This window comes from Desulfocapsa sulfexigens DSM 10523, assembly GCF_000341395.1.
Classification (GTDB): Bacteria; Desulfobacterota; Desulfobulbia; order Desulfobulbales; family Desulfocapsaceae; genus Desulfocapsa; species Desulfocapsa sulfexigens.
The window spans coordinates 3,138,343-3,165,091 of sequence record NC_020304.1 but is presented as its reverse complement, the minus strand read 5'-3'; the positions used below and the strand labels follow the sequence as shown (position 1 = coordinate 3,165,091).

At 43.8% G+C, this 26,749-nt stretch carries 25 protein-coding genes; 8 read left to right on the top strand and 17 right to left on the bottom strand.

Going from position 1 to position 26,749, the window contains the following annotated elements; all coding sequences use genetic code 11:
* Positions 1-75: 75 nt before the first annotated feature.
* The gene (locus tag UWK_RS14110; RefSeq protein ID WP_015405063.1) at positions 76-405 is read right to left on the bottom strand and encodes an AF1514 family protein; all 330 of its coding nucleotides are present in this window, start codon (positions 403-405) and stop codon (positions 76-78) included.
* Between the two features lie 202 nt (positions 406-607).
* Between UWK_RS14110 and UWK_RS14105 the strand changes: the two genes are divergently transcribed.
* Together UWK_RS14105 and UWK_RS20205 are read left to right on the top strand one after the other, a co-directional pair.
* Positions 608-805: a hypothetical protein gene (locus UWK_RS14105; RefSeq protein ID WP_041916437.1), complete on the top strand. Its 198-nt coding sequence runs from the start codon at positions 608-610 to the stop codon at positions 803-805.
* 759 nt (positions 806-1,564) lie between these two features.
* Complete coding sequence (locus UWK_RS20205) at positions 1,565-1,678, top strand: PEP-CTERM sorting domain-containing protein (RefSeq protein ID WP_083907309.1); 114 nt, start codon at positions 1,565-1,567, stop codon at positions 1,676-1,678.
* A 210-nt stretch (positions 1,679-1,888) separates the two neighbouring features.
* Here the strand turns inward: UWK_RS20205 and UWK_RS18670 are convergent, their stop codons facing one another.
* The 5 genes from UWK_RS18670 to cutA form a co-directional block, all read right to left on the bottom strand.
* A complete protein-coding gene (locus tag UWK_RS18670; RefSeq protein ID WP_015405060.1) occupies positions 1,889-3,409 on the bottom strand; it encodes an HD-GYP domain-containing protein in 1,521 nt (506 codons plus the stop codon).
* A gap of 111 nt (positions 3,410-3,520) precedes the next feature.
* Positions 3,521-4,315 carry an ABC transporter ATP-binding protein gene (locus tag UWK_RS14095; protein WP_015405059.1) on the bottom strand — a complete coding sequence of 265 codons (795 nt, stop codon included), beginning with the start codon at positions 4,313-4,315 and terminating at the stop codon, positions 3,521-3,523.
* On the bottom strand, positions 4,312-5,217 hold the full coding sequence (locus UWK_RS14090) for an ABC transporter permease (RefSeq protein WP_015405058.1): 906 nt from the start codon (positions 5,215-5,217) through the stop codon (positions 4,312-4,314). The genes UWK_RS14095 and UWK_RS14090 overlap by 4 nt, the downstream gene beginning before the upstream one ends.
* Positions 5,218-5,237: 20 nt before the next feature.
* On the bottom strand, positions 5,238-6,206 hold the full coding sequence (locus UWK_RS14085; protein ID WP_015405057.1) for an ABC transporter substrate-binding protein: 969 nt from the start codon (positions 6,204-6,206) through the stop codon (positions 5,238-5,240).
* Positions 6,207-6,448: 242 nt separating this feature from the next.
* The gene (cutA, locus tag UWK_RS14075; protein ID WP_015405055.1) at positions 6,449-6,769 is read right to left on the bottom strand and encodes a divalent-cation tolerance protein CutA; all 321 of its coding nucleotides are present in this window, start codon (positions 6,767-6,769) and stop codon (positions 6,449-6,451) included.
* Positions 6,770-6,877: 108 nt separating this feature from the next.
* Here cutA and UWK_RS14070 point away from each other — a divergent pair, with 108 nt between their 5' ends.
* Positions 6,878-7,675: a type III pantothenate kinase gene (locus tag UWK_RS14070; RefSeq protein WP_015405054.1), complete on the top strand. Its 798-nt coding sequence runs from the start codon at positions 6,878-6,880 to the stop codon at positions 7,673-7,675.
* The gene (locus UWK_RS14065; RefSeq protein WP_015405053.1) at positions 7,665-8,600 is read left to right on the top strand and encodes a S66 peptidase family protein; all 936 of its coding nucleotides are present in this window, start codon (positions 7,665-7,667) and stop codon (positions 8,598-8,600) included. The genes UWK_RS14070 and UWK_RS14065 overlap by 11 nt, the downstream gene beginning before the upstream one ends.
* Here the strand turns inward: UWK_RS14065 and gmhB are convergent.
* From gmhB to UWK_RS14030, 7 genes are all read right to left on the bottom strand, one after another.
* Complete coding sequence (gene gmhB, locus UWK_RS14060; protein ID WP_015405052.1) at positions 8,572-9,198, bottom strand: D-glycero-beta-D-manno-heptose 1,7-bisphosphate 7-phosphatase; 627 nt, start codon at positions 9,196-9,198, stop codon at positions 8,572-8,574. The genes UWK_RS14065 and gmhB overlap by 29 nt on opposite strands.
* Before the next feature lie 14 nt (positions 9,199-9,212).
* Complete coding sequence (gene waaF / locus UWK_RS14055) at positions 9,213-10,388, bottom strand: lipopolysaccharide heptosyltransferase II (RefSeq protein ID WP_015405051.1); 1,176 nt, start codon at positions 10,386-10,388, stop codon at positions 9,213-9,215.
* A 40-nt stretch (positions 10,389-10,428) separates the two neighbouring features.
* Positions 10,429-12,174: a YcaO-like family protein gene (locus UWK_RS14050; RefSeq protein WP_015405050.1), complete on the bottom strand. Its 1,746-nt coding sequence runs from the start codon at positions 12,172-12,174 to the stop codon at positions 10,429-10,431.
* Positions 12,175-12,339: 165 nt separating this feature from the next.
* The gene (locus UWK_RS14045; RefSeq protein ID WP_015405049.1) at positions 12,340-13,542 is read right to left on the bottom strand and encodes an EAL and HDOD domain-containing protein; all 1,203 of its coding nucleotides are present in this window, start codon (positions 13,540-13,542) and stop codon (positions 12,340-12,342) included.
* 60 nt (positions 13,543-13,602) lie between these two features.
* A complete protein-coding gene (gene tsaE, locus UWK_RS14040) occupies positions 13,603-14,079 on the bottom strand; it encodes a tRNA (adenosine(37)-N6)-threonylcarbamoyltransferase complex ATPase subunit type 1 TsaE (protein WP_015405048.1) in 477 nt (158 codons plus the stop codon).
* Positions 14,079-15,662, bottom strand: coding sequence for a PAS domain S-box protein (locus UWK_RS14035; RefSeq protein ID WP_015405047.1), 1,584 nt, complete (start codon positions 15,660-15,662; stop codon positions 14,079-14,081). Before UWK_RS14035 ends, tsaE begins: the two co-directional genes overlap by 1 nt.
* A 9-nt stretch (positions 15,663-15,671) precedes the next feature.
* Positions 15,672-17,498, bottom strand: coding sequence for an extracellular solute-binding protein (locus tag UWK_RS14030; RefSeq protein WP_015405046.1), 1,827 nt, complete (start codon positions 17,496-17,498; stop codon positions 15,672-15,674).
* A gap of 186 nt (positions 17,499-17,684) precedes the next feature.
* Here UWK_RS14030 and UWK_RS14025 point away from each other — a divergent pair, with 186 nt between their 5' ends.
* On the top strand, positions 17,685-18,974 hold the full coding sequence (locus UWK_RS14025) for a 3-isopropylmalate dehydratase large subunit (RefSeq protein WP_015405045.1): 1,290 nt from the start codon (positions 17,685-17,687) through the stop codon (positions 18,972-18,974).
* Positions 18,975-18,984: 10 nt separating this feature from the next.
* The gene (locus UWK_RS14020; protein WP_015405044.1) at positions 18,985-19,521 is read left to right on the top strand and encodes a 3-isopropylmalate dehydratase small subunit; all 537 of its coding nucleotides are present in this window, start codon (positions 18,985-18,987) and stop codon (positions 19,519-19,521) included.
* A 77-nt stretch (positions 19,522-19,598) separates the two neighbouring features.
* Here UWK_RS14020 and UWK_RS14015 read toward each other — a convergent pair whose 3' ends face one another.
* The 4 genes from UWK_RS14015 to UWK_RS14000 form a co-directional block, all read right to left on the bottom strand.
* Positions 19,599-20,522 (bottom strand): DnaJ C-terminal domain-containing protein, encoded by a 924-nt coding sequence (locus tag UWK_RS14015; protein WP_015405043.1) that lies wholly within the window; start codon positions 20,520-20,522, stop codon positions 19,599-19,601.
* Positions 20,523-21,010: 488 nt separating this feature from the next.
* A complete protein-coding gene (locus UWK_RS14010; RefSeq protein ID WP_015405042.1) occupies positions 21,011-21,442 on the bottom strand; it encodes a single-stranded DNA-binding protein in 432 nt (143 codons plus the stop codon).
* A 140-nt stretch (positions 21,443-21,582) separates the two neighbouring features.
* Entirely contained in the window at positions 21,583-22,635 is a 1,053-nt protein-coding gene (locus UWK_RS14005; RefSeq protein WP_228130019.1) for an SPL family radical SAM protein, read from the bottom strand.
* A 65-nt stretch (positions 22,636-22,700) separates the two neighbouring features.
* On the bottom strand, positions 22,701-23,612 hold the full coding sequence (locus UWK_RS14000; RefSeq protein WP_015405040.1) for a glycosyltransferase family 2 protein: 912 nt from the start codon (positions 23,610-23,612) through the stop codon (positions 22,701-22,703).
* 132 nt (positions 23,613-23,744) lie between these two features.
* Here UWK_RS14000 and UWK_RS13995 point away from each other — a divergent pair, with 132 nt between their 5' ends.
* Both UWK_RS13995 and UWK_RS13990 read left to right on the top strand, forming a co-directional pair.
* Positions 23,745-25,277 carry an Rne/Rng family ribonuclease gene (locus UWK_RS13995; protein WP_015405039.1) on the top strand — a complete coding sequence of 511 codons (1,533 nt, stop codon included), beginning with the start codon at positions 23,745-23,747 and terminating at the stop codon, positions 25,275-25,277.
* A 57-nt stretch (positions 25,278-25,334) separates the two neighbouring features.
* A complete protein-coding gene (locus tag UWK_RS13990; RefSeq protein WP_015405038.1) occupies positions 25,335-26,705 on the top strand; it encodes a M23 family metallopeptidase in 1,371 nt (456 codons plus the stop codon).
* The last annotated feature ends 44 nt before the right edge of the window (positions 26,706-26,749 follow it).

The window sequence follows — 26,749 nt, the reverse complement described above, 5'->3', positions numbered from 1 at the left end:
ATAGTAACGGCAAATTTTTGTAGGCTTTCGTGATTGTCCATGGCATCTCTGAACTAATCAACGGGAGTTATCATCTCACCATTCAATCGGGGTAAAGAAAAAGACAAACCTGCCATTCTCGATATCGACTTTAAGCTTTGCTCCATGGTTCAGGCCGTAGTGGATATAGCCATCTTTTGGGCCATCATCAGATTTTTCAGTAGTATTGGGAGGTGACTCGAAGTCTCGGTCTCGATCATACCAGGAAATAAGCATGTACTCCTCTAAACGCTGTTCTGCTTGTTCCTTGGCAATTACCATGGCCTTCTGGTAATTCTGGAGAGTATTTTCTGGATTAAGTGAAACCGTCTCTATGGTTGAAAGATCCGGGACCCCTGGGGTTATTGGGCAACTTTTATCTGTCATTACTCATCCTCCTTGTAGTCAGCAGAACAGAGAAAATTCTAAAATATCCAAAAAAATAGGGAGATATGTGGACTTTTTATGTCGACACAACGATTTGGGCCAGTCGCGCGACGCTTTTTCGCGTCGCACTTGACCCGCTTGTGTGTACCGGGCACGGCACATGATCTTAAAAGTGAGTCAAGTGTAACGTATAATCAAATACTTGGCAAGTCTTAAACCCAGCCAGATGGAGGCGAAGGGTATAGCGGTAGGCAACGGAGCATTGGTGACAATGCTTCTGAAGGGGGACATCCGAACATCAGATACTGCAAAGGCACGGGAAGACGAACAGGAATCGGGTATAAGGCGTATGCGTCGGGACGAGTCTGCACAACAAGATAAAGTCCTCTATCCATTATAAGGCGTATCCGTAAACCCGGCATTCACGTGCTGAAAGACATGTGTTCACCCTGGGAGATCTCCTGTGTGCCACTTGAGAAGTCGCGTGCGACGGAATTTTTGCTGAAGGACAGGCATAAAATGTTGTCTGTCTCCTGTTATTCTCCTTAAAAAACCATTTTTGCCTATAAAATGATGTGTTTAAGGAAAAATACAGCCTGTTTTTCATTCCTTTATCTTGTCAAGTCAGGCAATTGGCTTGGTCCGACCCCATCCCACACATCTTATGATAACTATTGGTCTTACTACTACTATGATCTTGGCTCATACAGTAGCAGTTACTACTTCACAGATGTAAGCCAATTTCCAAGTGTTGGGTTTAAAGGCTATGTTACTGGAGACAACGGCCCATGGTCTCCTGCTAATGACAGTTTTGCAACACTAGGCTCTGAGGATGGTCATAATATCCATATTTTTACAACTTACATTATGTCGTCTGTGGATCAAAATGTAATTTTCGCAGCTGGAGGTAATGATGGTCATACAATTTTCATAGATGATACTTATACTACAGATACAGTTACTATTGGGTCAACTTCATACGGAGCTGGTGCTGGTTACAATGTAACTGCTGCCCGTTCTCTTGAAATGGCGGCAAACGTATCGTATAAAATAACACTGGCGTGTAAATGCTTCCCCTGAATGGGCGTACTGGTTTAATGTTAGAGACGATTTTGGAGGCACTTGGGTCAGCAGATTGTACAATGCTCCTAATATTTCAATGAATGCTCAGGGTGATTTCGCAGACCCAGTCTCTGAACCTGCAACGATGCTCCTCTTCGGAACAGGTTTAGTTGGACTTGTAGGCTTTAGACTTCGTAAGATGAAAAAGTAACACGTACCCTGAAAAGCTTCTTCAAGGGCAGGATCATTCATTTGATTCTGCCCCTTTCTATTTCTACTCATCTGTCGTTAATAGCCAGTGATAAGATCAACAGTTTCATGTAATCCTTAATAATTATATACCTACTGTGAGTGTCAGGTTCTCTCACGTCGTGTTGCTCAAACTGACAAATTCGATCTAAACTTTTACAAATTTATCATTTTAACTTTTTTGTGAGACAGTTTCACTGAAAAGACGACAGATTGCCTGGACAATCGGAGTCCCTGGGGTAAACTGATGGGAGGAAATTGTGTAGACCAGGTGCCAGTCAGTTTCTGCCTGATCTAATATCCCTGTAACATTTTCCAGTAACTCTTCATGATTGTATGGTTCTTCACATTCTGAATAGACAAGATAATCCAGGCCTTTTTTAAAAAGCATTACCGAGCCATCATAGTATTTTCTTGTACGACTGATTGTGGTAATAATTTCGAGAAGATTGTGCCCTAATTCATCAGCAACCTGATCAGCCACGGCATACCCTATATCCACCTGCAAGCTGTTGAAATCAGGGAAACGTATCAGGATAAGGTCATAGGCGAGATATTCTTTCGCCAGAAGTCTGGCATCATCCAGTGAAAGCAGGTAGCGATAGTTGTAAAAATCACTCAGAGGCTCCCGAAAATAGGCTCGACTTCGGAACAACTCTATGTCCTTCATGAAGCCTGCAGTAATTGGGTGCGTAGCCAGTGACTGTTTATGGCTTTTGATGACCTTACCAAAGACCTTCACCACATTACTGTCAAGCTTTCCACTCTTCGCCTCATCTTTGAGAACAGCCATGGCCTTTTTGTGAGAAAAAGGTGTCTTATAAGGGCGCAGACTCACAAGAGCATCGTAGGTATCTGCTACTCCGACAATACGTGGCAATAACCCGATTTCTGGACCTTTAAGGCCAAAAGGGTAGCCACTTCCATCGAGTCGTTCATGGTGTTTCAGAATAATATCGGTAATTCTGTCATCCTGGATATGTCTGCTGATGAGCTTAGCACCAATTAACGGATGATAATCCATGATTTTTCTATCCTGAAAATCAAAACGATCAGGTTTTAAAAGAATATCATCTGGTATAGCAGTTTTCCCAATATCATGGACCAGACATCCAAGTTCAAGGATTTCAAGCTCTTCTTTATCAAGACCGATTTCTTCACCGACGATTTTTGAAAGAGCGGCAACGTGGATGGCATGGTCAAAGGTATACTGATCCCGATTTGCGAGAACTTCCACCATCATCTCAAAGAGATCTTTTAAAAAGAGGGTATTGGACCTCTCAAGTTCTGCTTCTGTCTTTGAATGAGCAGTGATCTCCCTGTCGAGCATACTATTTTTAATTTTAAGTGTTGCACTGGCCTCCTTCAATTTTGTCTTACTTTCCCAGAAAGCTCTGGCACTTGCTCTGGTCAGGGCAATAAGAAACAGAGCAAAGGTTCCTCCAAAAAAGATGGAGGCTGCTATAAGTATATGAGGAAAGGCAAAGTCGTGCCAGAGAAGCCAGGCAAAGAAAAGATGACCACAGAAGAAAAAAGCCATCAGCCAGATCAGAAGCAGCCACTTGTATTGGAGGGAAAGCGGCAGTTTTCTTTTTAACCGCATCCCGGTAATAATGGCGACAAACAGAAGGGAGGCACCTGCGGCTATAAGGAGAAAAGATATAAACTTAGGAGTGGAAATGGTTTCAAACAACGTGATTGGACCTCTATTCCTTCGTGACTGATACTTGTATTAAACAGGCGACAATAGATGAATTATTATAGCATGGTTTGCTGTAATATCATTGCCATAAGCGTTTTTTTCTCAACCCAGCAGAAGGCTGTCGTCGGAGAGTTCTTCATTGCGAACACGACTAAACATTTCGAGCAATTGAGGGACATCGAGTTTTTTTCTCTCATCGCCTGCAACATCAAAAACCACCTCCCCCTGATGGAGCATGATGGTTCGATCTCCACTGGCAAGAGCATCTTTCATCGAATGAGTCACCATCATCACGGTAAGCGAAAACTCCTTAACCACCTTGTTGGTAAGTTCGAGTACAAAGGCTGCCATACGTGGATCAAGTGCTGCGGTATGTTCATCCAGAAGGAGAAGATGACTGTCACTGAGGGTCGCCATAACCAGACTGACCGCCTGTCTCTGTCCACCTGAAAGCAGACCGATGGAATCACTTAGACGGTCTTCCAGGCCGAGACCAAGAATGGAAATTCGATCCTGGAAAATCTTTCTACGGTTTGATGACAGGGCCAGATGCCAGCCACGTTGTTTCCCTCGTTTATAGGCAAGCGCCATGTTTTCTTCAATACTTAAGGTTGCACAGGTTCCAGCAAGGGGGTTTTGAAATACCCTGGCGGCAAATTTTGCCCGTTTATGTACTGGCCATCTGGTCACATCAACGTCACCTATGGCGACACTTCCCTGAGATATGGCTGTTTCACCACTTACTGCACCAAGGAGGGTTGATTTTCCAGCACCATTTGATCCAATAATGGTCACAAACTGCCCTTCTGGAATTGCGAGAGAAACATTACGCAACGCCCTGTTCTCAAGAATCGTACCAGCATTAAAGGTTACACGGATCTTTTGAAGAGTAATCATGTAGTGCTAGGTCCCCTCAACGATCCAAATCGGATTTTCCCTTTCATCTTTGGCGCAATTAGGGCTATTGCCACCAGGGCTGCAGTGACGAGATTAAGATCCGATGCCTGCATACCAAACATACCGCTGCTGAGAGCGAAGGCAACAGCGAGTCGATAGAGAATTGAACCGACAATGACGGCAACAACAGCTATCCAAATACGGTTTCCTGTGAGTAGGGTTTGCCCCAGGATAACGGCAGCAAGTCCAACGACAATGGTACCAACTCCCGAGGTCACATCGGCGAATGAATTACTCTGAGCAAAAAGAGCCCCAGCAAAACCGACAAAGCCATTGGAGAGTGCCAAACCAAAATAGGTAAAAAATCCTATATTTCCACCCTGTGCTGCGACCATACGGTCATTTACACCAGTTGCCCTGAGGCCGAGGCCAAAATCACTTGTGAGAAGACGAATAATAAAAAGTGCTGAAAAGAGAACCAGGAGAAATACTATGGCGAGGTGAACGTGAAGCTGGTCAAATATCCCCTGTTCAAAGGGAGTGAAAATGGTAGCCTCTCCAAGAAGCGCAATATTGGGGCGCCCCATAATTCTGATATTCACAGAAAAGGCAGCTATCATTGTCAGGATGGATGCCAGAAGATGCAATATTCCACAACGCACTGCTAGAAAGGCTGTAACCAGACCACACAGAGCACCACAAGCCATGGCGAGGATGGTCGCAAGCCAGGGATTTACCCCTGCAATAATGGCAGTTGCAGCTACGGCACCACCCATGGGGAAGCTTCCATCAACGGTCAGATCTGGAAAGTCAAGAATTCTAAACGTCAGAAAAACACCAAGGGCAACCAGACCATAAATAAGGCCGATTTCAAGGGTACCGAGAAATGCAAAAAGTGACATCTGATAAAGCCCGACTCAAATTATTTTTTCAGGTTTGTTGCCCGCTCCAGCATTGAGGCAGGAATAATTATACCCAAACTTTCTGCCGCCTTGAGATTAAGGAAAAGATCAGATCCCTTGGCAAAAGAAACGGGAATTTCAGATATTGCTTTGCCATTCAGTATGGCTTCCACATAATCAGCAGTCTGCAGTCCAACCTGATAGTAATCAAAGCCCAAAGATGCAACGGCACCGCTTTCAACAAATGAGGTAGAACCTCCAACAACAGGAATTTTAGCCTGGTTACAAACACCAACCAGGGCATCAATTGCACTGGCAATGGTATTATCTACCGGTGCGTAGATTACCTGGACTTTTGAAGCAATAATTCTGGCAGCCGCCTGAACGTCACTGCTTTTTAAAGCAGTAGCCTCAATAACCTGGAGATTTTTCTTGGAGGCTGCGCTTTTCAATAACTCAATAGCTGATACAGCATTGGCCTCACCCGGGTTATACACAACTCCTATTACCTTGAGGTCTGAAACAAGCTCCTGCATCAGATCAACATGTTGAGAAACAGGAGCCAAATCAGAAAGACCTGTCACATTCCCTTCCGGTCTCTCAATGTTTTTAACAAGTTTTGCTCCAACGGGATCGGTTACGGCGGTAAAAACAATGGGGATGGTTCTGGTGGAGGCAACAAGTGCCTGAGCTGTCGGGGTTGCAATACCTACAAGAACATCAGGTTTTTCACCAACAAACTGCTTTGCAATCTGTACCGCTATGGCAGGATTGCCTTGAGCAGTCTGATAAATAAATTCAAGATTTATTCCCTCTTCAAATCCTTTTGCTTTTAAACCGTCAAGGAGTCCCTGCCGCGTAGCATCGAGTGCCGGGTGTTCGACAATTTGTGAGACAGCCACCTTATAGGTTTGCGCATAGGTACTCACAGCACCCAAAAAGAGCAGGGCAATAACCCAGAAAAGCGTTCCAACTTTAAATCCTTTCATCTTTTCCCTCTTCAACAAATAGAAAAATCAGGTCATACGAATCCGTTCACAATCAGGGCATATCCAGGTAGGACCGTTGGAAATTCCCCATGTGTTTTCCTTAAAACAATCTTCACATATCATAAAGCCACAGGGACAGCTCAAACAGTACGGAAGTTCTTTCTTACAGCAATGACAGACATATTTTCCAAGTTTTCTTTGACGGTAGGATTTTTTTTTCTCAGGTATTTCCTGCTCTCCACTCATCTCTTCAAAGCCTCATTGAGCCAGTTCTGATAGTCACTACTGGTATGCGAAAGAGGTACAGCGACTATTTCAGGAATATCGTAGGAGTGGTGTTTCCTGATTTCCGCTTCCAATTCATCCCATAAAGAGTGGCGACTCTTCATCAGTAGTCGGAATTCTTTCGTTTGGGTAATCACCCCGTTCCACCAATAAAGCGAATCCACGGGTGAATCTATCTGTGCACAGGCAACCAGTCGTTTTTCAAGAAGAATACGCGCAAGCTGCAAAGCCTCTTCTTTTTCTTCAAATGTTGTTAAGACAAGTATAGGATCAGACATTGCTTTATATTGTTTTCTTTTTTAATATATTAAAGACATCCCCTCTTCGCAGTTAACAGGGATTCTTAATTTTCACAAGATAAAATCTCAACCTGCACCAGGAAACCTATGCTGTTCACAATCGATGTTGGCAACACCCACACCGTAACTGGACTTTTTGACGGAGACACACTAGTCGGACAATGGCGTTTAAAATCTGACCCCGATCGTCCGAATGATGAACTGGCTATTCGCTATCATGCCCTCTTCTCAATGGCTGACATAAACAAGGCAGATATTGACGGTGTTATTCTGGCAAGTGTGGTTCCGGCACTGGAATCTTCCTGGATTGCCTATATTAACACCTATTTTTCAAAACATCTTACCAATCCTCCACTGGTTGTTTCCGCAGAGAGTATTTCCAGTCAGATCAAAATCCTCACAGATTACCCGGAAGAAGTTGGAGCTGACAGACTGGTCAATGCCATAGCCGCCTGGGAACAGTACAGACAGAATCTTATTATTATTGACTTTGGTACCGCAATCACCTTTGATTGTGTCTCTGCAAAATGTGAATATCTGGGTGGTACCATTCTTCCAGGGATCGCCATTTCGCTTGATGCACTCTCAACTCGCACGGCAAAACTCCCTCGAATCGATGTCACAACTCCCCCGCCCCATGTTATTGGCACGAACACCGTTGATGCTATGAAAAGTGGTATTCTCTTCGGTTATGGAGCACTTATAGATGGTTTGACCGAAAAAATACACAAAGAACTCTGTCCCAACAGAGAGCCGATGAGGGTACTTGCAACGGGTGGAATGGCTCATCTTATTGCCCCTTTCAGTAAACGTATTGAAGCGGTTGACACCCTACTGACTTTACGGGGCCTGAACCTCCTTTTCCATAAGCAATATGACATATAACTCCCGATTACCAGCACCGCTACAGCCAGGTGATTGCATAGGGATTATTGCACCGGCAGGTCAGATTCATGACACAAAGCCTCTTGAACAGGGGATGGCGATTCTTCAGAATATGGGTTTTGAGCTGCGTCTGCCAAGAAACCTCTGGCCCGGAAAAGGCTATCTGGCTGACAGCGATGCTAATCGCGCTCTCGAATTTCACCGAATGTGGAGTGATCCTGAGATATCTGCATTACTAGCTCTTCGGGGTGGTTTTGGCTCCCTGCGGCTTCTTCCTTTTCTGAATCCTGAGGATATAAAAAAAGAAAGAAAACTTCTTATAGGATTTTCGGATATTACCATTCTCCACAGTGCCATTCATCAGACGAATGATCTGATCACGCTTCATGGGCCAATGCTCACTACTCTTTCATCAATCAGTTCGGACAGCTTGCAGCATTTTTATGCCTGCCTCAGCGGAAACTGGGACAAACCGCTGCAGAATCATCAAATAGAGGTGCTGCGTGACGGGCCACCTGTGCGGGGAAAACTTATTGGTGGCAATCTCAGCAGTTTGATAAGCATCCTGGCGACAGCCATTGATCAGGATTGGAGTAAAAAGATAGTCTTTCTTGAAGATGTTGGAGAACCACTGTACCGATTGGACAGGATGTTTACCCAGCTGTGGCATAGCGGCAAAATCAACCAGCCGGCGGGAATCATCCTGGGTGATTTTTCAATCAACCAGGAACAGGACAGTCTGGAAAAAATACGTTTCCATGAAGAGATCTGGAAGCGTGTTCTGGAACTTACCGAAGCTGCGGGGATGCCTGTTTGGGGAAATTTCCCCATCGGGCATGGAAGGAACAATCTGACCATGCCCCATGGGGCCGATGCACTGATGGACAGTAATGCGGTCAGGCTTTCTTATCCACACCGACCGTAAGCATATTCTGCCTGCTAAGAATCCAGTCTACTGCTTCCGATAAATTCTCGGCCCTAAAATCCGGCTGAATTTCCTGCTGTGGCCCGATATACTGTTCATCTCCCCTGCCATATCCCGTACGTACCAGAATGGAGGTCGCACCGCAGTTGGCCGCTGTCTTGATATCTGACCATCTGTCCCCAATGACATAGGAAGTTTCTGGATCAAGCCCCATCTCCTCGGATGCCTGATAGACAAGCCCCGCTTTAGGCTTGCGGCAGTTACAATTTGCGCGAAAACGTTCTTCCTTGGCCTCAGGATGATGTGGACAATAATAAATTCCATCAACATGGGCTCCTTCGTCTGCAAGTAGCCTGTTCATCTTCTCATGTACTGCAATAAGCAACTCTTCGGGAAAATAGCCACGGGCAAGCCCAGACTGATTGCTTATTACAACAACAGGAATATCGGCATCATTGAGTTTCTTTATTGCATCTCCGACTCCTGGAAGCAGATGAAAACGGCAGATGTGATTAATATATCCCATCTGTTCATTGATAGTTCCATCACGATCAAGGAAAACCGCTGCCCTTGAACCATCCTTTCCTTTAAATTTCATAGTGTTGCACCATTTCAGGAACTCGGAGGAAATTTTGGGGAAAGCATTGTAACAAGATCCTCGTACACATCCTTGGAACTGATTGACTCAAGGCATTGCAGGTGCCCCCTGGGACAGTGTGTCTGCATGCATGGACTGCATTCCATTTCACGTCTTACAATAATTGCATTTTCCGAATAGGGGCCGGTGGCAATATGATCAGTTGAACCAAATATTGCAATGCTGGGAGTTCCAAGCCCGGCTGCGACATGCATAAGTCCGGAATCATTGGTTACAAAGGCGTCACAACACTTAATAAGTGCCATGGCCTGTTTCAGATTCGTTTTCCCTGTCATATCCTGAACGTGAAAAGGCGTTCGTATGGAAAATTCTCTTATCTTACTGGCCGCCGCACTATCCACCTCTGTTCCAAAAACCATGATAACACATCCGCTTTCCTGGTAATTATGACTGATAATGGCTGCCAACTGTGCAAATTTTTCAACGGGCCACTGTTTTGCCGGGCCAAACGCAGCCCCTGGGTTAAAACCTATTACCGGCACAGGTGGACCATCAGCTGTTACCGATTGTAACTCAGCAAGGCTTGGTAATTCTTTACCCAGTTGTTCCTCGAGTATGAAGGCGGGGCTTTTATATTTAAGACATTCTACAAGTGTCTTCGCCCACTGCATCAAGTCATCAGGTAGTGGTAATCGAAGATGATCAGGCCCGGGAGTCAGGCCAAGGGCTTTTAGCATATCCTGATAGTAGTGTACCTGGTGCTTCTTTCTGGTCGCCTCACTGATAGGAACACCATGGGAAAGCAGTACCCCACGCCCATCACGTCTATAACCGGCCCGTATAGGAATACCTGCCATTTTCACGAGAAAAGCAGCTTCAAAGGCGTTTTGGAGAAGAATGGCGGTGTCAAAACGGTACTTCTTAAGCTCTATTGCAAGTTGTAATGGGCCTTTCAGCTTTCCTGCATACAGATTTTTTTTATCATAGAGAATAAGATGATCCACATCGGGACTTACCCCGAAGATATCAGCGACCCAGGGTACGGCAAGCATGGTGATTTCAGCATCTGGAAAATTCTTCCTGATTGTGTGAACGGCAGGGGTCGTCATCACAGCGTCACCAATCCAGTTGGTGGAACGGATCAGGATTTTTTTTGGATTCGAATCAATTAGAGAAGCTTTAGTAAACATAATAAACCTCAGAGCTATCTGGAAATACGTTCCAGTGCTCTTAATCAGTCAGTAACTCGGCAAGTTGCTGCTGAGCAAATTCAATATCGGGATCAAGAGACAGTGCGAGGCTTAGAAAATGAACAGCCTCATCTGTATGCCCAAGCCTGCGGTGATTGACCCCTAAATTCGCATAATCCATGGCAGAAGAGGGATTCAGTTCAACTGCCCGTTCAAAACATTTCACAGCGGAAGCATAGTCCTCAAGCTTAAAGAAGCATACTCCCATTGTATTGTAGATATCGGGCCGGTCCTCATCTTCTTCCAAGCCTTTTTTGAGTACCGCAAGAGCCTCATCGTAATGGCCAAGATCCCTGTAGCAAAGCCCCATATAAGAGTAGACATAGGGAAGATCTTCCTGTTCGGGAATTAATTCAAGGGCATTGCTGAAATGAACAAGTGCTGCCTCAGCCTGTCCGTTTTCATATAAATTCCGGCCTCTGTAAAAATCGAGATAATAGGCACCTGGTATGAGTCCTTCCAATCTTGCAAGTCTCTTATCGAGCACTTCGGGATCATCAATTCGTTCAACAAGAAGCTTTGATGCAAACAGGCCAACATCCTTAATCATGGAACGTTCACGAAAATGAGCTCCAGGTATAATCGTATAGATGGCCGGGATTTTCAGATCAGGATGAACAACATCAAGCATAAAAGTGTCCATTCCCTTCTCTGCAAGTGCTGCGACACAATTTTCGACCTCTGTCTTGATATTTGCATCGCCAAGGTTTGGAATACTCGCAATATCTATAGCCATACCACTCTCTGCAACATGTGCAACTTCTTCCATGGCAAGCGGTTTGGGTAACCCAGAAGCGATATAATTTGAGCCGCTGTTAAAATCACCGGCAAGCTGGGCAACCTCTGTGACTGCACGAATCAAAGCTTTTTCAGGGTCAGGAGTTGTTCCGGCGGTGTATACAATCTCACTCTGTTCAGGGAAAGATGAGCGATCGATGGCAAGGGCGGCAACGGTACAAATCCCGGTATCAAGTGTAAAATCGTTCAAATAGAGATCTATTTCATTGTCCTTGAAAATAGTAAGAAGTTTAGTGGCAATGGGATCTGTAACGCTTTCATGATTGATACGGGGAGTTTTAATTTTTTCATGGGTAACAAGCGCACAGACATGCCGTTCAACAATTTCACAAATTCCCTGGAGAGCGGCCTCTTCGTAAGAGTTCCCAGCAGAGGGTCCATTAAATTCGTTGATGGCAAAAAACCAGGAAAATGGCATAAGAACATCTTCACCACTCCTGAGATTGGTGGCCCATGTCCACTGCATAGGGATACCCCGAAGGATCTGTTCCAGAAAATCGCTGTCATGTTTCTCATCGTGGACAGATTGCAGCAGGTAACTGGTATCAAGCACAGGATAGCCAAGATCACGCATTTCCTGATAATCACCGACAATAAAGTTGTCGGGATTATTCTTAAAAGTAAAAAAGGAAAATCTTTCGGCAAGTTCCATACAGGCTGATGCCTGGGCCTGTATGGCAGACGCCCCCTTACCCATCTGTTTTTTGGTTCCTGTCATTTTTCTTGCGTCTTCACCACAGACAGAAAAATAGACGGGAATACCAAGACGTCCGTTATCTATACGTTTGACTTCCTTAAGAATATCAAGGTTCAAATGTGCAAGTTTATCCTTGAAGCGGGTTACTGTTTCTTCAGGGCTGATAGCCTTATCCTGATCTATGGTATATGTCTTCATACAGTCACGAAGACGAATTACTTTTTTATCCATGTATATAGCTCTTTTTTTTTGTTGGCTGGGGGCAATACAACCCCTTTCCCTATACTTTCTCAAATAGAATGCAGGGAAGGAGCAAGTAGGAACACCTTACAGGAGTGGCACTATACAGAAATAAATTGATTTTGCAAAGGAAGGGACTGAAGAAGAGAAATGATACTATTGGTAACTATCTGCCCAGCCGACAGCATCCAGATAAAATGCAGGAAATCTGTCACGATCGGCTCCGACCAAATCCAGAGTCTCTTCAAATTTCTCCCAATTTCCAGTTTCGTAGGATTCAACGGCTTGAAGATATGGAAGCTTATTCCCTCTACGTTTTGCCAGAGCATCTTTAACAGAATCCGTTAAGGGAAGTTGTTCCATCAAATATGTCATGCTGTTATCCAGCATTGCATCTATAAGTGAAAAAAGCCCCAACATGAAAAAATCACAGCTGTTTGATTTCCCCTGGCTCTCTGCTATCAACTCGAGCATCCGAGCGCGAATAATTGAGGTTCTGAGAAGTTCGGAGGGTTTGGATTCTGAAAGCTTGCTCGTTGCTATCAGGGATACAAACTGCCGTACTCCACGTTCACCAAGAAAGGCAATTGCCTGACGAATTGAAGATATTGGATGAACCCTGTAAAAAAAAGCAGAATTAAGATATTTCAACAACTTGAAAGAAACTGACACGTCCTGATTGATTAATTTTTCAAGTGTATTCACATCAAATTCTGTCCTGTTCACTTCGGTGATCAATTGCAACAGGGTTAATTGTGACGACGGAATATCCTTGTTTCTGAGGACCTCCGGTTTAGCAAAGAAGTATCCCTGAAAGTACACGAATCCCATCTCAAGGGCCTGCTGAAATTCATCATAGGTTTCAATTTTTTCTGCCAGCAATTTGCATTTATACGGTTTGACAGTTTCAATTATACTCTCTATTTCTGCAATCGGAGTAAGACGGAAATCGATCTTGATAACCTTAGCGATTTTAACGAGGGGGAGCCATTCTTCAGTAAACACAAAATCATCGAGAGCCAGATCGTATCCCTTGGCAACAAGTTCTCTACAGGCCTCCCTAACCTCCTCCGTCGGATTGACATTTTCAAGCACTTCTACAACTACATTTTCAGCAGGCAGCATGGCAGGGGTACCCTTTAACAGCAGATCTTCAGTGAAATTTATAAAAGACCTGTGCCCACCGGATATCTGTTCAATACCAACGGTAAAAAAGGATGAGGAGAGAAGACTTGAGGTTGCCGTTTCCCCGTCAAGATCTGGAAAGGCGTTGGCCATCCCCGTACGAAACAGCAATTCATAGGCAAAGAGCTTTTTACGAGAATCAAAGATAGGCTGTCTGGCAACAAAAACGTCCATAGCATTCCAGGAAAACGGTGGATGGATAAATTGTCAAGATCTGCAAATCACTGCGGCAGATCATATCATAGGGGGAAGATATGAACGTAAACGCTCTTCCCATGAACCATTGCCGAAATCAATCTCAACCCTTCTTGCCGACTCATTTTCGATGGTCATTTTCAGCAACAGTCGTGTGTCCGGGATAAGCGATCCGGCCCTTTCAGACCATTCTATCACGCTCAATCCAGAATGATAAAAGAATTCTTCGAAACCAAGATCTTCAACTTCAGTTTCATCAGAAAGACGATAAAAATCGAAATGATAAAGAGGAATGCGTCCGGGGTATTCCTGCATGATTGAAAAGCTTGGACTGGTAACATAACAGGATTCCGGCACTTCCAGTCCCCTTGCCAATTGCTGGGTGAGTGTGGTTTTCCCTGCACCGAGATCCCCACTCAAGCAGATCACATCTCCGGGAAGGGCAAGGCGAGCAAGAATATGCCCAAATTTTGCCGTCTCAGATACAGTATTCAGATAAACAGTGATGCTTGTCATTAGCAGTTACGATTTTTAGCAAGTGTAAAGATAATGGATGTCCCCATTCCAGGCCTGGAATTTATTTCCATTTTTCCACATAAAATTTTCATTCTTTCAGCAATTGCCTGTAAACCAATGCCCCTGGTTTTGCCAGTGGATGTGGAAACTGCTTCGACATCAAATCCACAGCCATTATCATGTACCGCCAGCACTATCTCATCTCCAACAATACTTGCCCTAACCTGTATATCAGTTGCATTGGCATGCTTAATAACATTATTCAGCGATTCCTGCAGAAGTCTGTATAGATGTCTCTGCTCCTCAACCGGAAAAAACCGACCGAGGTGTTCCATGTTAACATCGATTTCCACTTCAGCATGTCCTAGAAACCCTCCAATAAGGTTCTCAAATGCTGCATCAACCCCAAGATGATCAACCATCATAGGCCAGAGTTCCCGTGAGAGACTTCTCACGTCTTCTATCTGCATATTCACATATTGTCGTAACTCACGTAATGCCTCTATTATTTTATCCTTATGAAATTCATTATTATTGTGAAGGCTATTTTCCATGCCTCTTATCTGTAATTTAAGAGCAGCAAGAGATTGACCGAATTCGTCGTGTAATTCCATTGCCAGGCGACGCCGTTCATCATCCTGTGCTGTGATCAGCATGGCAGAAAGATCACCGAGTCTTTTTTCGGAGAGACGGAGTTTTTCTTCGGCAATTTTACGCTGGCTAATATCTCGGATCATCGAGCCAATAATACGTTCTCCCCCTGAAAGATCTATACAGAAGAGATTCATCTCCATATCAAGATATTCCAGATTCTTTTTCTGTACTCTCACCTCTCTCGGGTGAGGAGCCTGATTGGTAGTAAGGAGCATGGAAATCTCTTCTTTAACAATATGACGGTCTTTCCTGCAAAGGGCAAAAACGAGTGGTTTTTGCAGAAATTCATCATCACTGTATCCAAGGAGTCTTTCAGCTGCCGGATTTGCGTAGAGACCTCTGCCAGAAATATCGAAAAGGACAATAATATCCTGTGTTGCGTTGGCAAATTTCCTGAACCGCTCTTCGCTTTCCCGGAGTGATACCTCCAGTTTTTCCCTTCTTTGAACATCTCGCTCCAGTTCTATATTAACATTGAGAAGTTTTTTGTTTGCAAGTTTTAGTTTTCTGTTTTTTTCTGCAAGTTTATCAGTGAGAGAGATGTTTTCTTTCTTCAGTTGGTAGAGGTCTTGTGCCCTGTCAATGACCTGACTTAATGTATTTTCATCCCAGGGTTTGAGAATATACTGGTAAATCCTGCCAAGATTGATTGCATCAAGTACATATTCAACCTGACTATGCGCTGTAAGGAGAACTCGTATCGGATCTGGATCAATATCGTAAATTTTGCTGAGCATTTCAGTTCCGCTGATTCCAGGCATCCGCTGATCAGAAATAACAAGTCCGATATCCTTAGTGTTTTCAAAACAGCGCAGACCTTCTTCACCTGAAAGTGCAGTAATGATTTCATATCGTTCCTGGAAAATCATCCTGAAATTGAGAAGATTGATTTCCTCATCATCAACGAATAAAATTTTGAATGGAATCATAGTTTTCCTTTACTGCTTATCCGTTACCATATTTTCTCCATTCCTGGCCCACCAAGTCATAAGAAGTTGAAAGTGATTATAATAGAGTGGCAGAGTCTCCGGTTGACTGAATTTATTATGATAGGCTAAACGATGCACATTCAAATACCAGTTTGGGACAAGATAATATCCGTACCAGAGGATACGATCCAGTGCCCTGCAGGCGGCAGTGAGCTCTTCCTGAGTTTTGGCATAAATGATTTTATCAACCATACCATCAACAGCAGGATTTTTTATACCGGCTAGATTTCTTGATCCAGGGTGGTCGGCAGACTCTGAATGCCAGAAATTCTTCTGTTCGTTGCCAGGAGACAGGGATTGCCCATACACATGAACTATCATATCAAAATCAAATTTTTGAACACGATCGGTGTAAAGAGCAGGATCAATTGTTCGGTAATCAACTAGTATACCAATCTTTTTCAGGTTATTCACATAGGGTGCCATCACCCTTTCAAATGAGGGGGAAGCGAGAAGGATTTCAAAATGAAAAGTCCTTCCCTCACTATTTTGCAAGACGCCATCCTTAACGGTCCATCCAGCCTGCTCAAGGAGTTTTTTTGCCTTTCGCAGATTTCCTCGTATACCATTTTTGCCACTGGAGTCCGGGGCGACAGGAGCGGTTGTGAAAACTTCTTCTGGAAGGACGTCTCTAAAGGGCTCAAGGTAGGATAATTCAAGTCCGGTTGGCAGGCCACTGGCTGCCAGGTAGGAATTGCTGAAATAAGAACTGCTTCTTGTGTACTGATTGTAAAAAAGAGACTTATTGGTCCACTCAAAGTCAAAAGCAAGTCCCAGGGCCTGCCGAACTCGTTCATCCTGAAATAAAGGCCTTCGAGTGTTCATCAAAAACCCCTGCATCCCAGCATTGTTCTTATGAGGGAAGCTTTTTTTCACCAGCTGCCCATTGTCAAAGCGTTTTCCAACCATATCCCTGGCCCATTGTTTGGCTATGTTGACCAACATAAAATCAAACTCACCGGCTTTAAATGCCTCAACAGCAACTATCTGGTCTTTATAATAATTGACAACTATTTCTTCAAAATTAAACATGCCCTTTCGGGTGGGATGATTCACTGCCCAATAATGAGGATTTTTACTGTAACTGATGGAACGTCCCTGATGAAAACTTTTCACTACATATGGCCCGGAACCGATGGGCGCTGTCATCACATCTTTATGGTCCTCACCTCCAAAAGGATGCTTTGAATAGAATTCTCTGGAAAGCACAGGGATCTGTGATGCAATCATATGCAGTTCACGATTAGTACGACTGAAAACAAACTGTACCCGGTGTTCATCAAGCACCCTGGCCTCCTGAATATCCTGATAATAATAGGGATAAAAAGGATGAACTTTATCACTTTTAAATGTTTCCAGTGAAAACTTCACATCTTCAGGAGTTACTGCACTTCCGTCGGAAAATCTGGCATTTTTATCGATGGTAAAGATCATGGAAAGGTGATCGGCGGCAAGTGCAATGTCACTCGCAATCAGGCCATACTCTGCAAAGGGTTCATCCAGTGATCCCACGGCCAGTGGCTCAAAAACAAACATTTCAAGACCGAAAGGTGCCGTTCCCTTCAAGGTAAAAGGGTTCATTTTGTCAAAACTGCCATTGTCGTGAAGCAGGAGCTTACCGCCCTTTTCTGCCTTTGCGGAGACGTAGTCAAATTGTTCAAACTCAGGGCCATACTTGAGCACTCCATCAATGGATACCCCGTGAGCAGCATAGGAACAGGTGCCCCAATTCATGCAGAAACAAAGGGCGAGTAAGAAAGAAAAACGTAAAAGCATAGATTGGTCTCCTGAAACAATTCAAATAACAGTCGGGATGGCGGGTGAATATCTCACCACGCCCGAAGGATAATCTTCTGGCAACAGTATCATTTTTGGGGTATTGTATCAAATTTTCCTACAAAATTTTAAGACAAACATAACAAAAGGCAGCAAAATTTTTCTTTTTCAATAAGGAGTATGCACATGGGAAAAACAATAGCCCAGAAAATCTTTGATGCTCATTTACGAGACACACCAACGCCAGAAAACATGGTACTTGACCTGGATGTTGTTTTATGTCACGAAATTACTACTCCTATTGCCATTATGGATCTAATGGAAAAAGGAATGGACAGGGTCTTTGATCCTAATAAAATCAAAGCTGTAATCGATCACGTAACTCCTGCAAAAGATTCAAAAACAGCAGCACAGGGAAAAATCATGCGTGAATGGGCAAAACGCCAGAATATCAAAGACTTTTTTGATGTTGGTGAAAATGGTGTCTGCCATGCCCTTTTCCCTGAAAAAGGATTCATCCGTCCTGGTTACACCGTTATAATGGGCGATTCCCACACCTGTACTCATGGTGCTTTTGGGGCCTTTGCTGCTGGGGTTGGAACCACTGATCTTGAAGTCGGCATCCTTAAGGGTGTGTGTACCTTCAGGGCTCCTGTTTCCATGAAAGTCTCCATCAGCGGAATCTTACAGAATGGTGTTTCTGCCAAGGATGTTATCCTTGCCGTTATCAAAAAGCTCACCGTAAATGGTGCCACTGATAAAGTTATCGAATTCACGGGACCACTGGTTGACTCAATGAATATGTCAGCTCGTATGACACTGTGTAATATGGCCGTTGAGGCAGGAGCCACTAGTGGCCTCTGTTATCCTGATCGTGTTACTGCCGAATACCTTTGGCAGTTCATTAAAGATGATTACACAACCATAGATGCAGCGGTTGCAAAGTTTGAAAAATGGCATTCAGATGCCGACGCGGAATATGCGAGCGTAATAGAACTCGATGTCTCTGAGCTTGAACCTCAGGTAACCTATGGTTATAAACCCGATCATGTAAAAAATATTAGAGAGATGGAAGGCACTCCCGTTGATCAGATTTATATCGGCTCCTGTACCAATGGCCGCATTGAAGATTTACGCCAGGCTGCCGCTATACTCAAAGGAAAAAGACTGGCCAGCGGTGTACGTGGCATTGTAACTCCCGCAACTCCTGGCATCTATTCACAGGCTCTTGAGGAAGGTATTATTAAGATTTTCATGGACGCGGGTTTTTGCGTACTCAATCCTACATGTGGCGCCTGTCTTGGTATGAGTTCAGGCGTTCTCGCTGAAGGTGAGGTCTGTGCTTCCACCACTAACAGAAACTTTAATGGCAGAATGGGAAAAGGAGGAATGGTACATCTTATGAGTCCAGCCTCAGCTGCTGCTGCAGCCATTACCGGCACCATCAGTGATCCCAGACAATTTCTCGCTCAATAGAGGTATACGTATGAAGACATTTGGAGGTCCTGCGGTACTGCTGGACAGAAATGATATAAACACCGATGAGATAATCCCTGCAAAATATCTCACAGAGATTACCAAAATCGCTCTCAAGCCTCATTTGCTTGAAGACCTGCTGCTGGATGGTAAAGCATTTAATAATCACTCAGCGGAAATGGAGGAGGCAAAGGTTGTCATAACACGGGCAAACTTTGGTTGCGGATCGTCCCGTGAACACGCCGTATGGGCATTTGAAGTAAATGATATCAACGTGGTTATCGCCTCAAGTTTTGCACGAATTTTCAGGCAGAACATGTTCAACTGTGGCATTCTGGCCATGGAACTGAGTGAGGGCGATATTGATGCAATCTTTGCCATGTCTGGAAAACTACAGATTGCGGTTGATATGGATCAGGAGCAAATTACAGTGCATTCGGACGACGATGAGCAGGACGATTTGCACTGTTCATTTTCTCTCAACTCCTATGATAAAGATCTGGTAAGTGCTGGCGGCTGGCTCAGTTATGCCGACACGAATTACTAAAAAAAACTGCTTTTAACCAAAAGAAGGTTCCCGATGCATATGCATTGGGAACCTTTTTTCGCTGTTTCCGGCAGAGTTTATAGTCCATACTCCTGTAGTTTTGCGATCGCTTCCTGCTGCTCCTCATTCAGCTCTTTGGGTACATCAACTGCCACTTTCACATACAGATCCCCCCGACCACTGTGTGGACCTGAAGGAAGACCATATCCCTTCAATCTCAACTTGGCGTCGCCCTGTATCCCCGGAGGAACATTCACCTTGAATTTTTTACCTTCCAACGTCTCAACGTCTACCTTGGCACCTAGACATGCCTGGCTGAAGGGAATTCTCCGCTCAAAAATCAGATTATCGCCATCCCGCTGATAGGATTTATGGGGTACGACATCAATTTTCAGGAAAAGATCGCCGGGTTTGCCACCATTGGGAGCCTGTCCACCCTTCCCTTTTAAGCGGAGTTTTTTTCCACTCTCTATCCCTTTTGGAACTTTAACGTTCACATTTTTACTCATTCCGTTGTTTCTTAAGGCAATGTTCTTTTCTGCACCGTTGAGGACATCTTCAAGCGTCACAGACAACTGATAGGTTATGTCCTGCCCTTTTGGTGGTGGGTGACACCCTCCACCGCCGCATCCTCCACCTGCTGTCTGACCAAAAATCGAACTGAAACCGCCGCCTCCAGGGGTAGATCTGAAGCTGCTTCCACGAGCCCCTCCACCAAATCCAAACTGACCAAGGATATCATCCATATTAAAATTCCTGAAGATGTCTTCCTGAGAATAACGCTGACTAAAATCAGTTGAGCCATAGGTGTCATACTGTTGTTTCTTTTTGGGATCAGAAAGTACTGCGTAGGCTTCACTTACTTCCTTAAACTTGTTTTCAGCCTCCTTGTTTCCTGCATTTTTATCAGGATGGTATTTCAAAGCCATTTTACGATAGGCTTTTTTTATCTCCTGAGCAGAGGCACCCTTCGTCACCCCTAATATATCATAATATTCCATAGTTTTTCCCTTTCCCTGCAATTTACATAAATCAACTTACTAAAAGACCTGACAAAAAAAGTATACACATAAATCCCCAAGTCAATTCAGCAAAATATCCTATATTATTTGTATCCTACAATAGGAACAGCAATAGCTATCGTCAAGGGAGGTAAAAAAAAGAAAAGTGGTAAATATGGCACGTATGATTCAATTTTTTTTTAACTGACAACACCTTATTTTCTGTATTAAAAACAAAAAAAAAACAACATAGAACCTCTAGGCTATATCCATCAGAAAAATTAAAACCTGAACTTCTTGATTTGCTGAACAAGGGAATTAAAGCAATACAGGGTAAAGGTAGAGATAAGCAGATCAATCAGAAATGGTTGAAAAACAACCAGGATGTCTCTTAGCGGTCTCTTTTGAGTGTTGCATTCAAAATAAAAAGCCCAGAATCCTTGTTGAATAAGGTTTCTGGGCTTGCAAATAAGCTTTTTTAGTGCTGACTAGAAGGGCACATCATCACCCGTTCCACCACCACCAAAGCTTGAGTCAGAAGGCGCATCTGGAAGAGGTGGTTCTCCAAATCCAGCATTACTGCCTCCTCCATCACCTCTGGAATCAAGCATCTTCATTTCACGAGCAACAATTTCAGTTGTATACCTGTCGTTTCCACTCTGATCCTGCCATTTACGAGTCTGAATTTTGCCTTCAATATACACTTTGGACCCCTTATGGAGGTACTCGCCACAAATCTCAGCAAGTTTACGCCAGGCCACAATACGGTGCCATTCTGTGGAATCCTGTTTTTGCCCACTTTTATCTGTCCACCGTTCAGTGGTGGCGATATTGAAAGTGGCAACGGGGGTACCTTCCTGAGTGTAACGAATCTCCGGGTCAGCACCAAGATTTCCAATAAGCATTGCTTTGTTGATCATATTTCCTCCGATGTGAATCTCATGTTTTATAGGGTTTTTATCAAGAAAGAGGGATAGCTTCGAGTAAAATGTCTTCCAGATAGAACGAGTCTAATGAATACCATAAGCCCCTTCTATTAGGCTAGGAAAATTTCATTTTTTCAACCGTTCACTGTTCGGTCAAGCATGAGCGGAATGCCTCCTTTCTCCTCTGGAGTAAAGCCCATCACCTCCCGCCATATCTCATCGCTTTCCATGCAAAAGTAGATACAGGTTTGTGGTGCGGCATATTTTTTGAGAAGTGAATAAATATGGGTATAGAGAGCAACCCTTCTTGGACGAAAATAACGTTTTTTGTTATCCAGTCCTTCAATAAATTCCTGATAAAAAATCCTTGAATGAGGAAACCTCTCCGTTCCAATGGTTTTGAGGGCAGGCAGGTACCGTAACGCTCCCAGGGATATCCATACGATCTGCTCGGCCGGGACGAGCTGATACAAACGGGTGATCGTTTCTTCATATCCATTTTCCCAACCGGGATGATCTATGATCGGATCAAAATGAAAGGCGAGTTTATAGCCCCACTGAGCACACTGAGCGGCTGCAGCCAGTCGTTCTTCGAGGGTCGCCGTCCTGATTTCTTCCTTTTGCATAACGCTGGTACTGTTTAATGACCAGGCGAGTATGATCCTGCCATTATGTTTCAGATCTCTTAAGTTTTCAATCACTGCACTTTTGGTCTTGAGTTCAAGTACTGCCTGGCTCTTGTCTGCCATAAATTCGACAAGCTGAGGACTGAGACATGTGATTCTGTCCAGCGCCATTGAATCGGTAAATTCGCCGGTCCCAATGCGGAAAAAACGATCAGGTTCAGCCCTGAAGGCAGCGTTCATTTCACCAAGCAAATCACTACTATTTACAAAAAATGTCAACCACGGCTTATTCAGGTAGGCCTGGAGGATGCAATAGACACAGTCCATGGGGCAACCCATACCAATATTTAAAACCTGGTAATCGCAGCAACGATATTCTCTGGTGCCGGGACACGGCTTGAAGAAATGGCCACGATTTTTACTTAGTAACAGATGATGCTTGCCCTGAATGAGATTTTCAGGATATTCTCCTTCAATCCCCTCGGGGTCAGATCGGTCAGGTATCACCCTATGGGGAAGATTTGCTCTTTCAAGAATTTGATGAGTATATTCGAGTTCCATGCATGATTCTTCAACATGGATTTCGGTCAAGTATATCGAAGGATCTTTCCAGGAACGCGGTTGTTTCATATTTGCAGTGCGGATAGTTTAATTGTTGTTTCAGAAATAGTGGAAGCACCCCTAGAAAAACGGGCGATATTCTTCTCAGCCCATTGTCCAAGAGCAAGATATCGTTCCCCCTCGACAATTCGCCTGTGCTTTATACACCCCTTGCCGTAAACATGACACTTTCGGCGTAATTCTTCAAGCGACCAGAGGGTCTGTTCTCCTGTGAGAGAACTACTGGCTAGAAGATCATTAATTGCAGTAATCCGGAGCTTATCCATTCCTATCCTGAATTGATAAGATACCTGATCGTCTCGCCCCCCCTCCTTAATGGTAAGTGGAGAGGGAATCAAAAGAAAGGGGAACTTACTGGCGACACGAAGCCACATATCATAGTCTTCACAGCAGCGAAACTCTTCATTGAACAGGCCCACTGTGTTAAAAAGCTCCTTTTTAACCATTACCGTTGACATTCCGACCGCACAGAGTTGGAGGCAGTGCTTAAAAATATTACCACTGCGCGGTTGATGGATTTTTTTCTGATTCAAATGGATTCCACGCCGATACCAGCGTTCATGAGTATGGGAAATAACCATATCAGGGTTACCAGCAAGTCCATCAAATTGAAGCTTCAATTTGTTTTTCAGCCAATGATCATCAGAATCAAGAAAGGCAATGTGGCTGAATTTCGCAATACCTATTCCAGTATTTCTTGCCCTGGCAGGGCCACCGTTTTCCTGAAAAATGTAGTGAACCGGCACCTCACACTCTCTTGCAAAAGTGTCAACAATCTCATAGGTGGCATCGCTGGAACCATCATCCACTACAATAATCTCATCACATGCCATGGTTTGACGACGAACCGAATCTAAAGCACGACCCAAAAAAGATACCCTGTTATAGGTTGGGATTATTACAGAAATTCCGGTCATATCAAATCGATTGGTGGCATTTTTAGAATTAGGGGAAGATTTATCCTGCAAAATACTGTATATCTATGAGCTTTTCAATATAAGCAGACATCCTATATTAGTATAAACAGACGAATCCGGATAAAACACCACATGAGCAGTGAAATATTAATTAATTCGACAAGCTACGAAGTTCGTATAGCACTGGTTGAAAATGGCCATCTTGCCGAATTTCACCTCCAGCGTCCAACGGAAAAGGGCCTGGTCGGAAATATTTATCGTGGCCGGGTAGTAAGGGTACTTCCAGGAATGCAGGCCGCCTTTGTCGATATTGGTCTGGAAAGAACCGGCTTTTTGTATGTGGATGATGTTTATATTTCAAATGTTGATTTAGATGCCAGGCTGATGAACAGGGGAAACCCCTGCGGCAAACTTGAATTCGCTTCATCAACACCAGAAGCCGATATGAATCGTTCTCCAGGGGTAAGCATTGAAGACCTGCTGACCGAAGGGCAAGAGATCACCGTTCAGGTAGGAAAAGACCCAATTGGAACCAAAGGGGCCAGACTGACCTGTCATATAACTCTGCCATGCAGAAATCTTGTATTTATGCCTCTTACCGACCACATTGGTATTTCAAGAAAAATACAGGATGACAACATCCGTAACACCTTGAAAGAGCGTATAGAATCTTTGCGCCCTACAGGAACTGGTTTTATTGTGCGCACCGTGGCGGAAAATGCAACACTGGAAGAACTTGAAGCAGACATGGAGTTTCTTCTCCTTCTCTGGGATGAAATCCAGGACATTTCTGAACGGATCACGACTATCCCTGTTATGATTTATGAGGACCTTGATATAACATTCCGTTCCGTGAGAGACCTGTTTACAGCTGAAGTCAGCAGCCTTATCCTGGATGACCAGAAGACCTATGACAAACTGCTTAAATTTGTCAAAACCTTTGCCCCAAAACTTCAAAATCGTATATCCATTTATAAGGGGGACTCTCCTCTCTTTGAAGCCCATGGCATAGATGTTGAGATAAGCCGAGCCCTCGACAAGAAAGTCTGGCTGCGTTCAGGAGGTTATATAATAATTGAAACCACCGAAGCTCTTTCAGTTATTGATGTAAATACCGGGCGATTTGTTGGTAAAAATGATCTTGAAGAAACCATTTTCAAGACAAACATTGAGGCTGTAAAAGAGATTGCCTATCAGCTCAGGTTACGGAACATCGGTGGAATTATTATTATTGATTTCATTGATATGGAAGAAGAAGAGCATCGTGAAGAACTCTTCACATCATTCAAGGAGGCGGTAAAAAAAGATAAAAGCCGCATCAATATCTTGAAACTTACCGAATTTGGCCTGGTCCAGATGACCCGCAAACGCAGTTGTGAAAATCTTAACCAGATGATGTGTGAGCCCTGTCATTATTGTGCAGGTGAAGGTGTTCTGAAATCCAGACGTACTATCTGCTACGAAATTTATCGTAAAATATCCAGAAAAGCTCGTAATTACCATGGAGATAAGATCACGCTCAATGTTCACCCCCGCGTCGCTGATATGCTTCTTAAAGAGGAAGAGGCAGTGACCTGTGAGCTTGAACGAGATATAGGAAAACGACTCACCATCATTCCCAGTAAAGAGCTCCACATTGAAAAATATGACATTCTGTGGGATTAGTCTTCACTGTAGAATTACTCCCATGAAACACATTCTATATTGCCCCGAGACAACGCCATGACCCTACTGCAAAACAGTCACAGAAAGAAACGATCATCATTTCCATTTTTTCTAATTATCTTTATGATACTCGCTGCTGCTGGAGGGTATGCTTTTATTACATGGTTTGAGGGTGAAAAACCATTAATCGTTGCAGACACTCTTCCTTCATATATTGGTAAAGAAACACCTTTATCATTTACCGTCAGTGACCAGAAGAGTGGGCTTCGCTCTATACAGATACTGCTGATACAGAAAAACACAGAAAAAATCCTTCTTTCAAAAGAATTTTCCCGCCCCGGAAAAAATGGCAGTGGTGGAACTGCAAGTGAAGACATCAGCCTGACCATCGATACCAAAAAATTCAAGGAAGGCCAAGCTACACTCAAAATTACAGCTAGAGATTATTCATTACGAGGGCTTTTAAAGGGAAACTCAACCGAACTGCTCCATCCAGTGACTATTGATACCAAGCCTCCAAAAGTTAGTATTATCCACAGTGAAAGATACATCCAGGTAGGCGGTGCTGGTATTGTTGTATATCGTGCCGAAGATTCGGTAAAACAAGGAGTAAAGATAAATGATACCTACCATCCCGGATTTCCCGTCACCGATGGTTCGGACTTCAAATTCATATCCTATATAGCAGTTCCGCACTTCGCCGAGACAATCAACGAATCTGTAGTCATTGCAGAGGATGGTGCAGGAAATAGAACTGTAAAACCATTTACCCCGGTACTAAAAAAGAAAAATCTAAAACAGGACAGAATCAATATTGGAGATAATTTCCTGAACACTAAAATCCCTGAATTTGAAGAGCATTATCCTGAAATGGAAGGTGATCTTGTTCAAAAATACCTCTACACCAACCGAACTGTCAGGGAGTTGAACAATCAGAAAATCCATGATCTTTGTATGAACCCTGACCCAAAACGATTATGGTCCGGGAGTTTTCTTCGCATGGCTGGAAGTGGTAGAGCCGGTTTTGCGGATCACCGCACCTATTATTATCAAGACAAAGCCATAGACAATCAGGTTCACCTTGGAATGGACATTGCTTCAACACAGCATGTCAGAATAAAAGCGGCTGGATCAGGAAAGGTTATTTTTGGAGAATATCTTGGAATATACGGAAATATGGTGATGCTCGATCATGGACAGGGAGTATTCAGTCTCTATTCACACCTGAGCCAGATCAATGTTGCCGTTGGCGACAGCCTCAATAAAGGAGACATACTCGGTCATTCTGGAACCAGTGGCATGGCTGGTGGTGACCATCTCCATTTTTCAATGCTGGTAAACGGAATATTTGTGACCCCAAAAGAATGGTGGGATCAGCACTGGATAGATGTAACCATTGATGGGCCACTGGTTGATGCAAAATTCTAGGAAAAATCTTCATTGGATTATTCGCAGAGTACGCCTTCCGATGA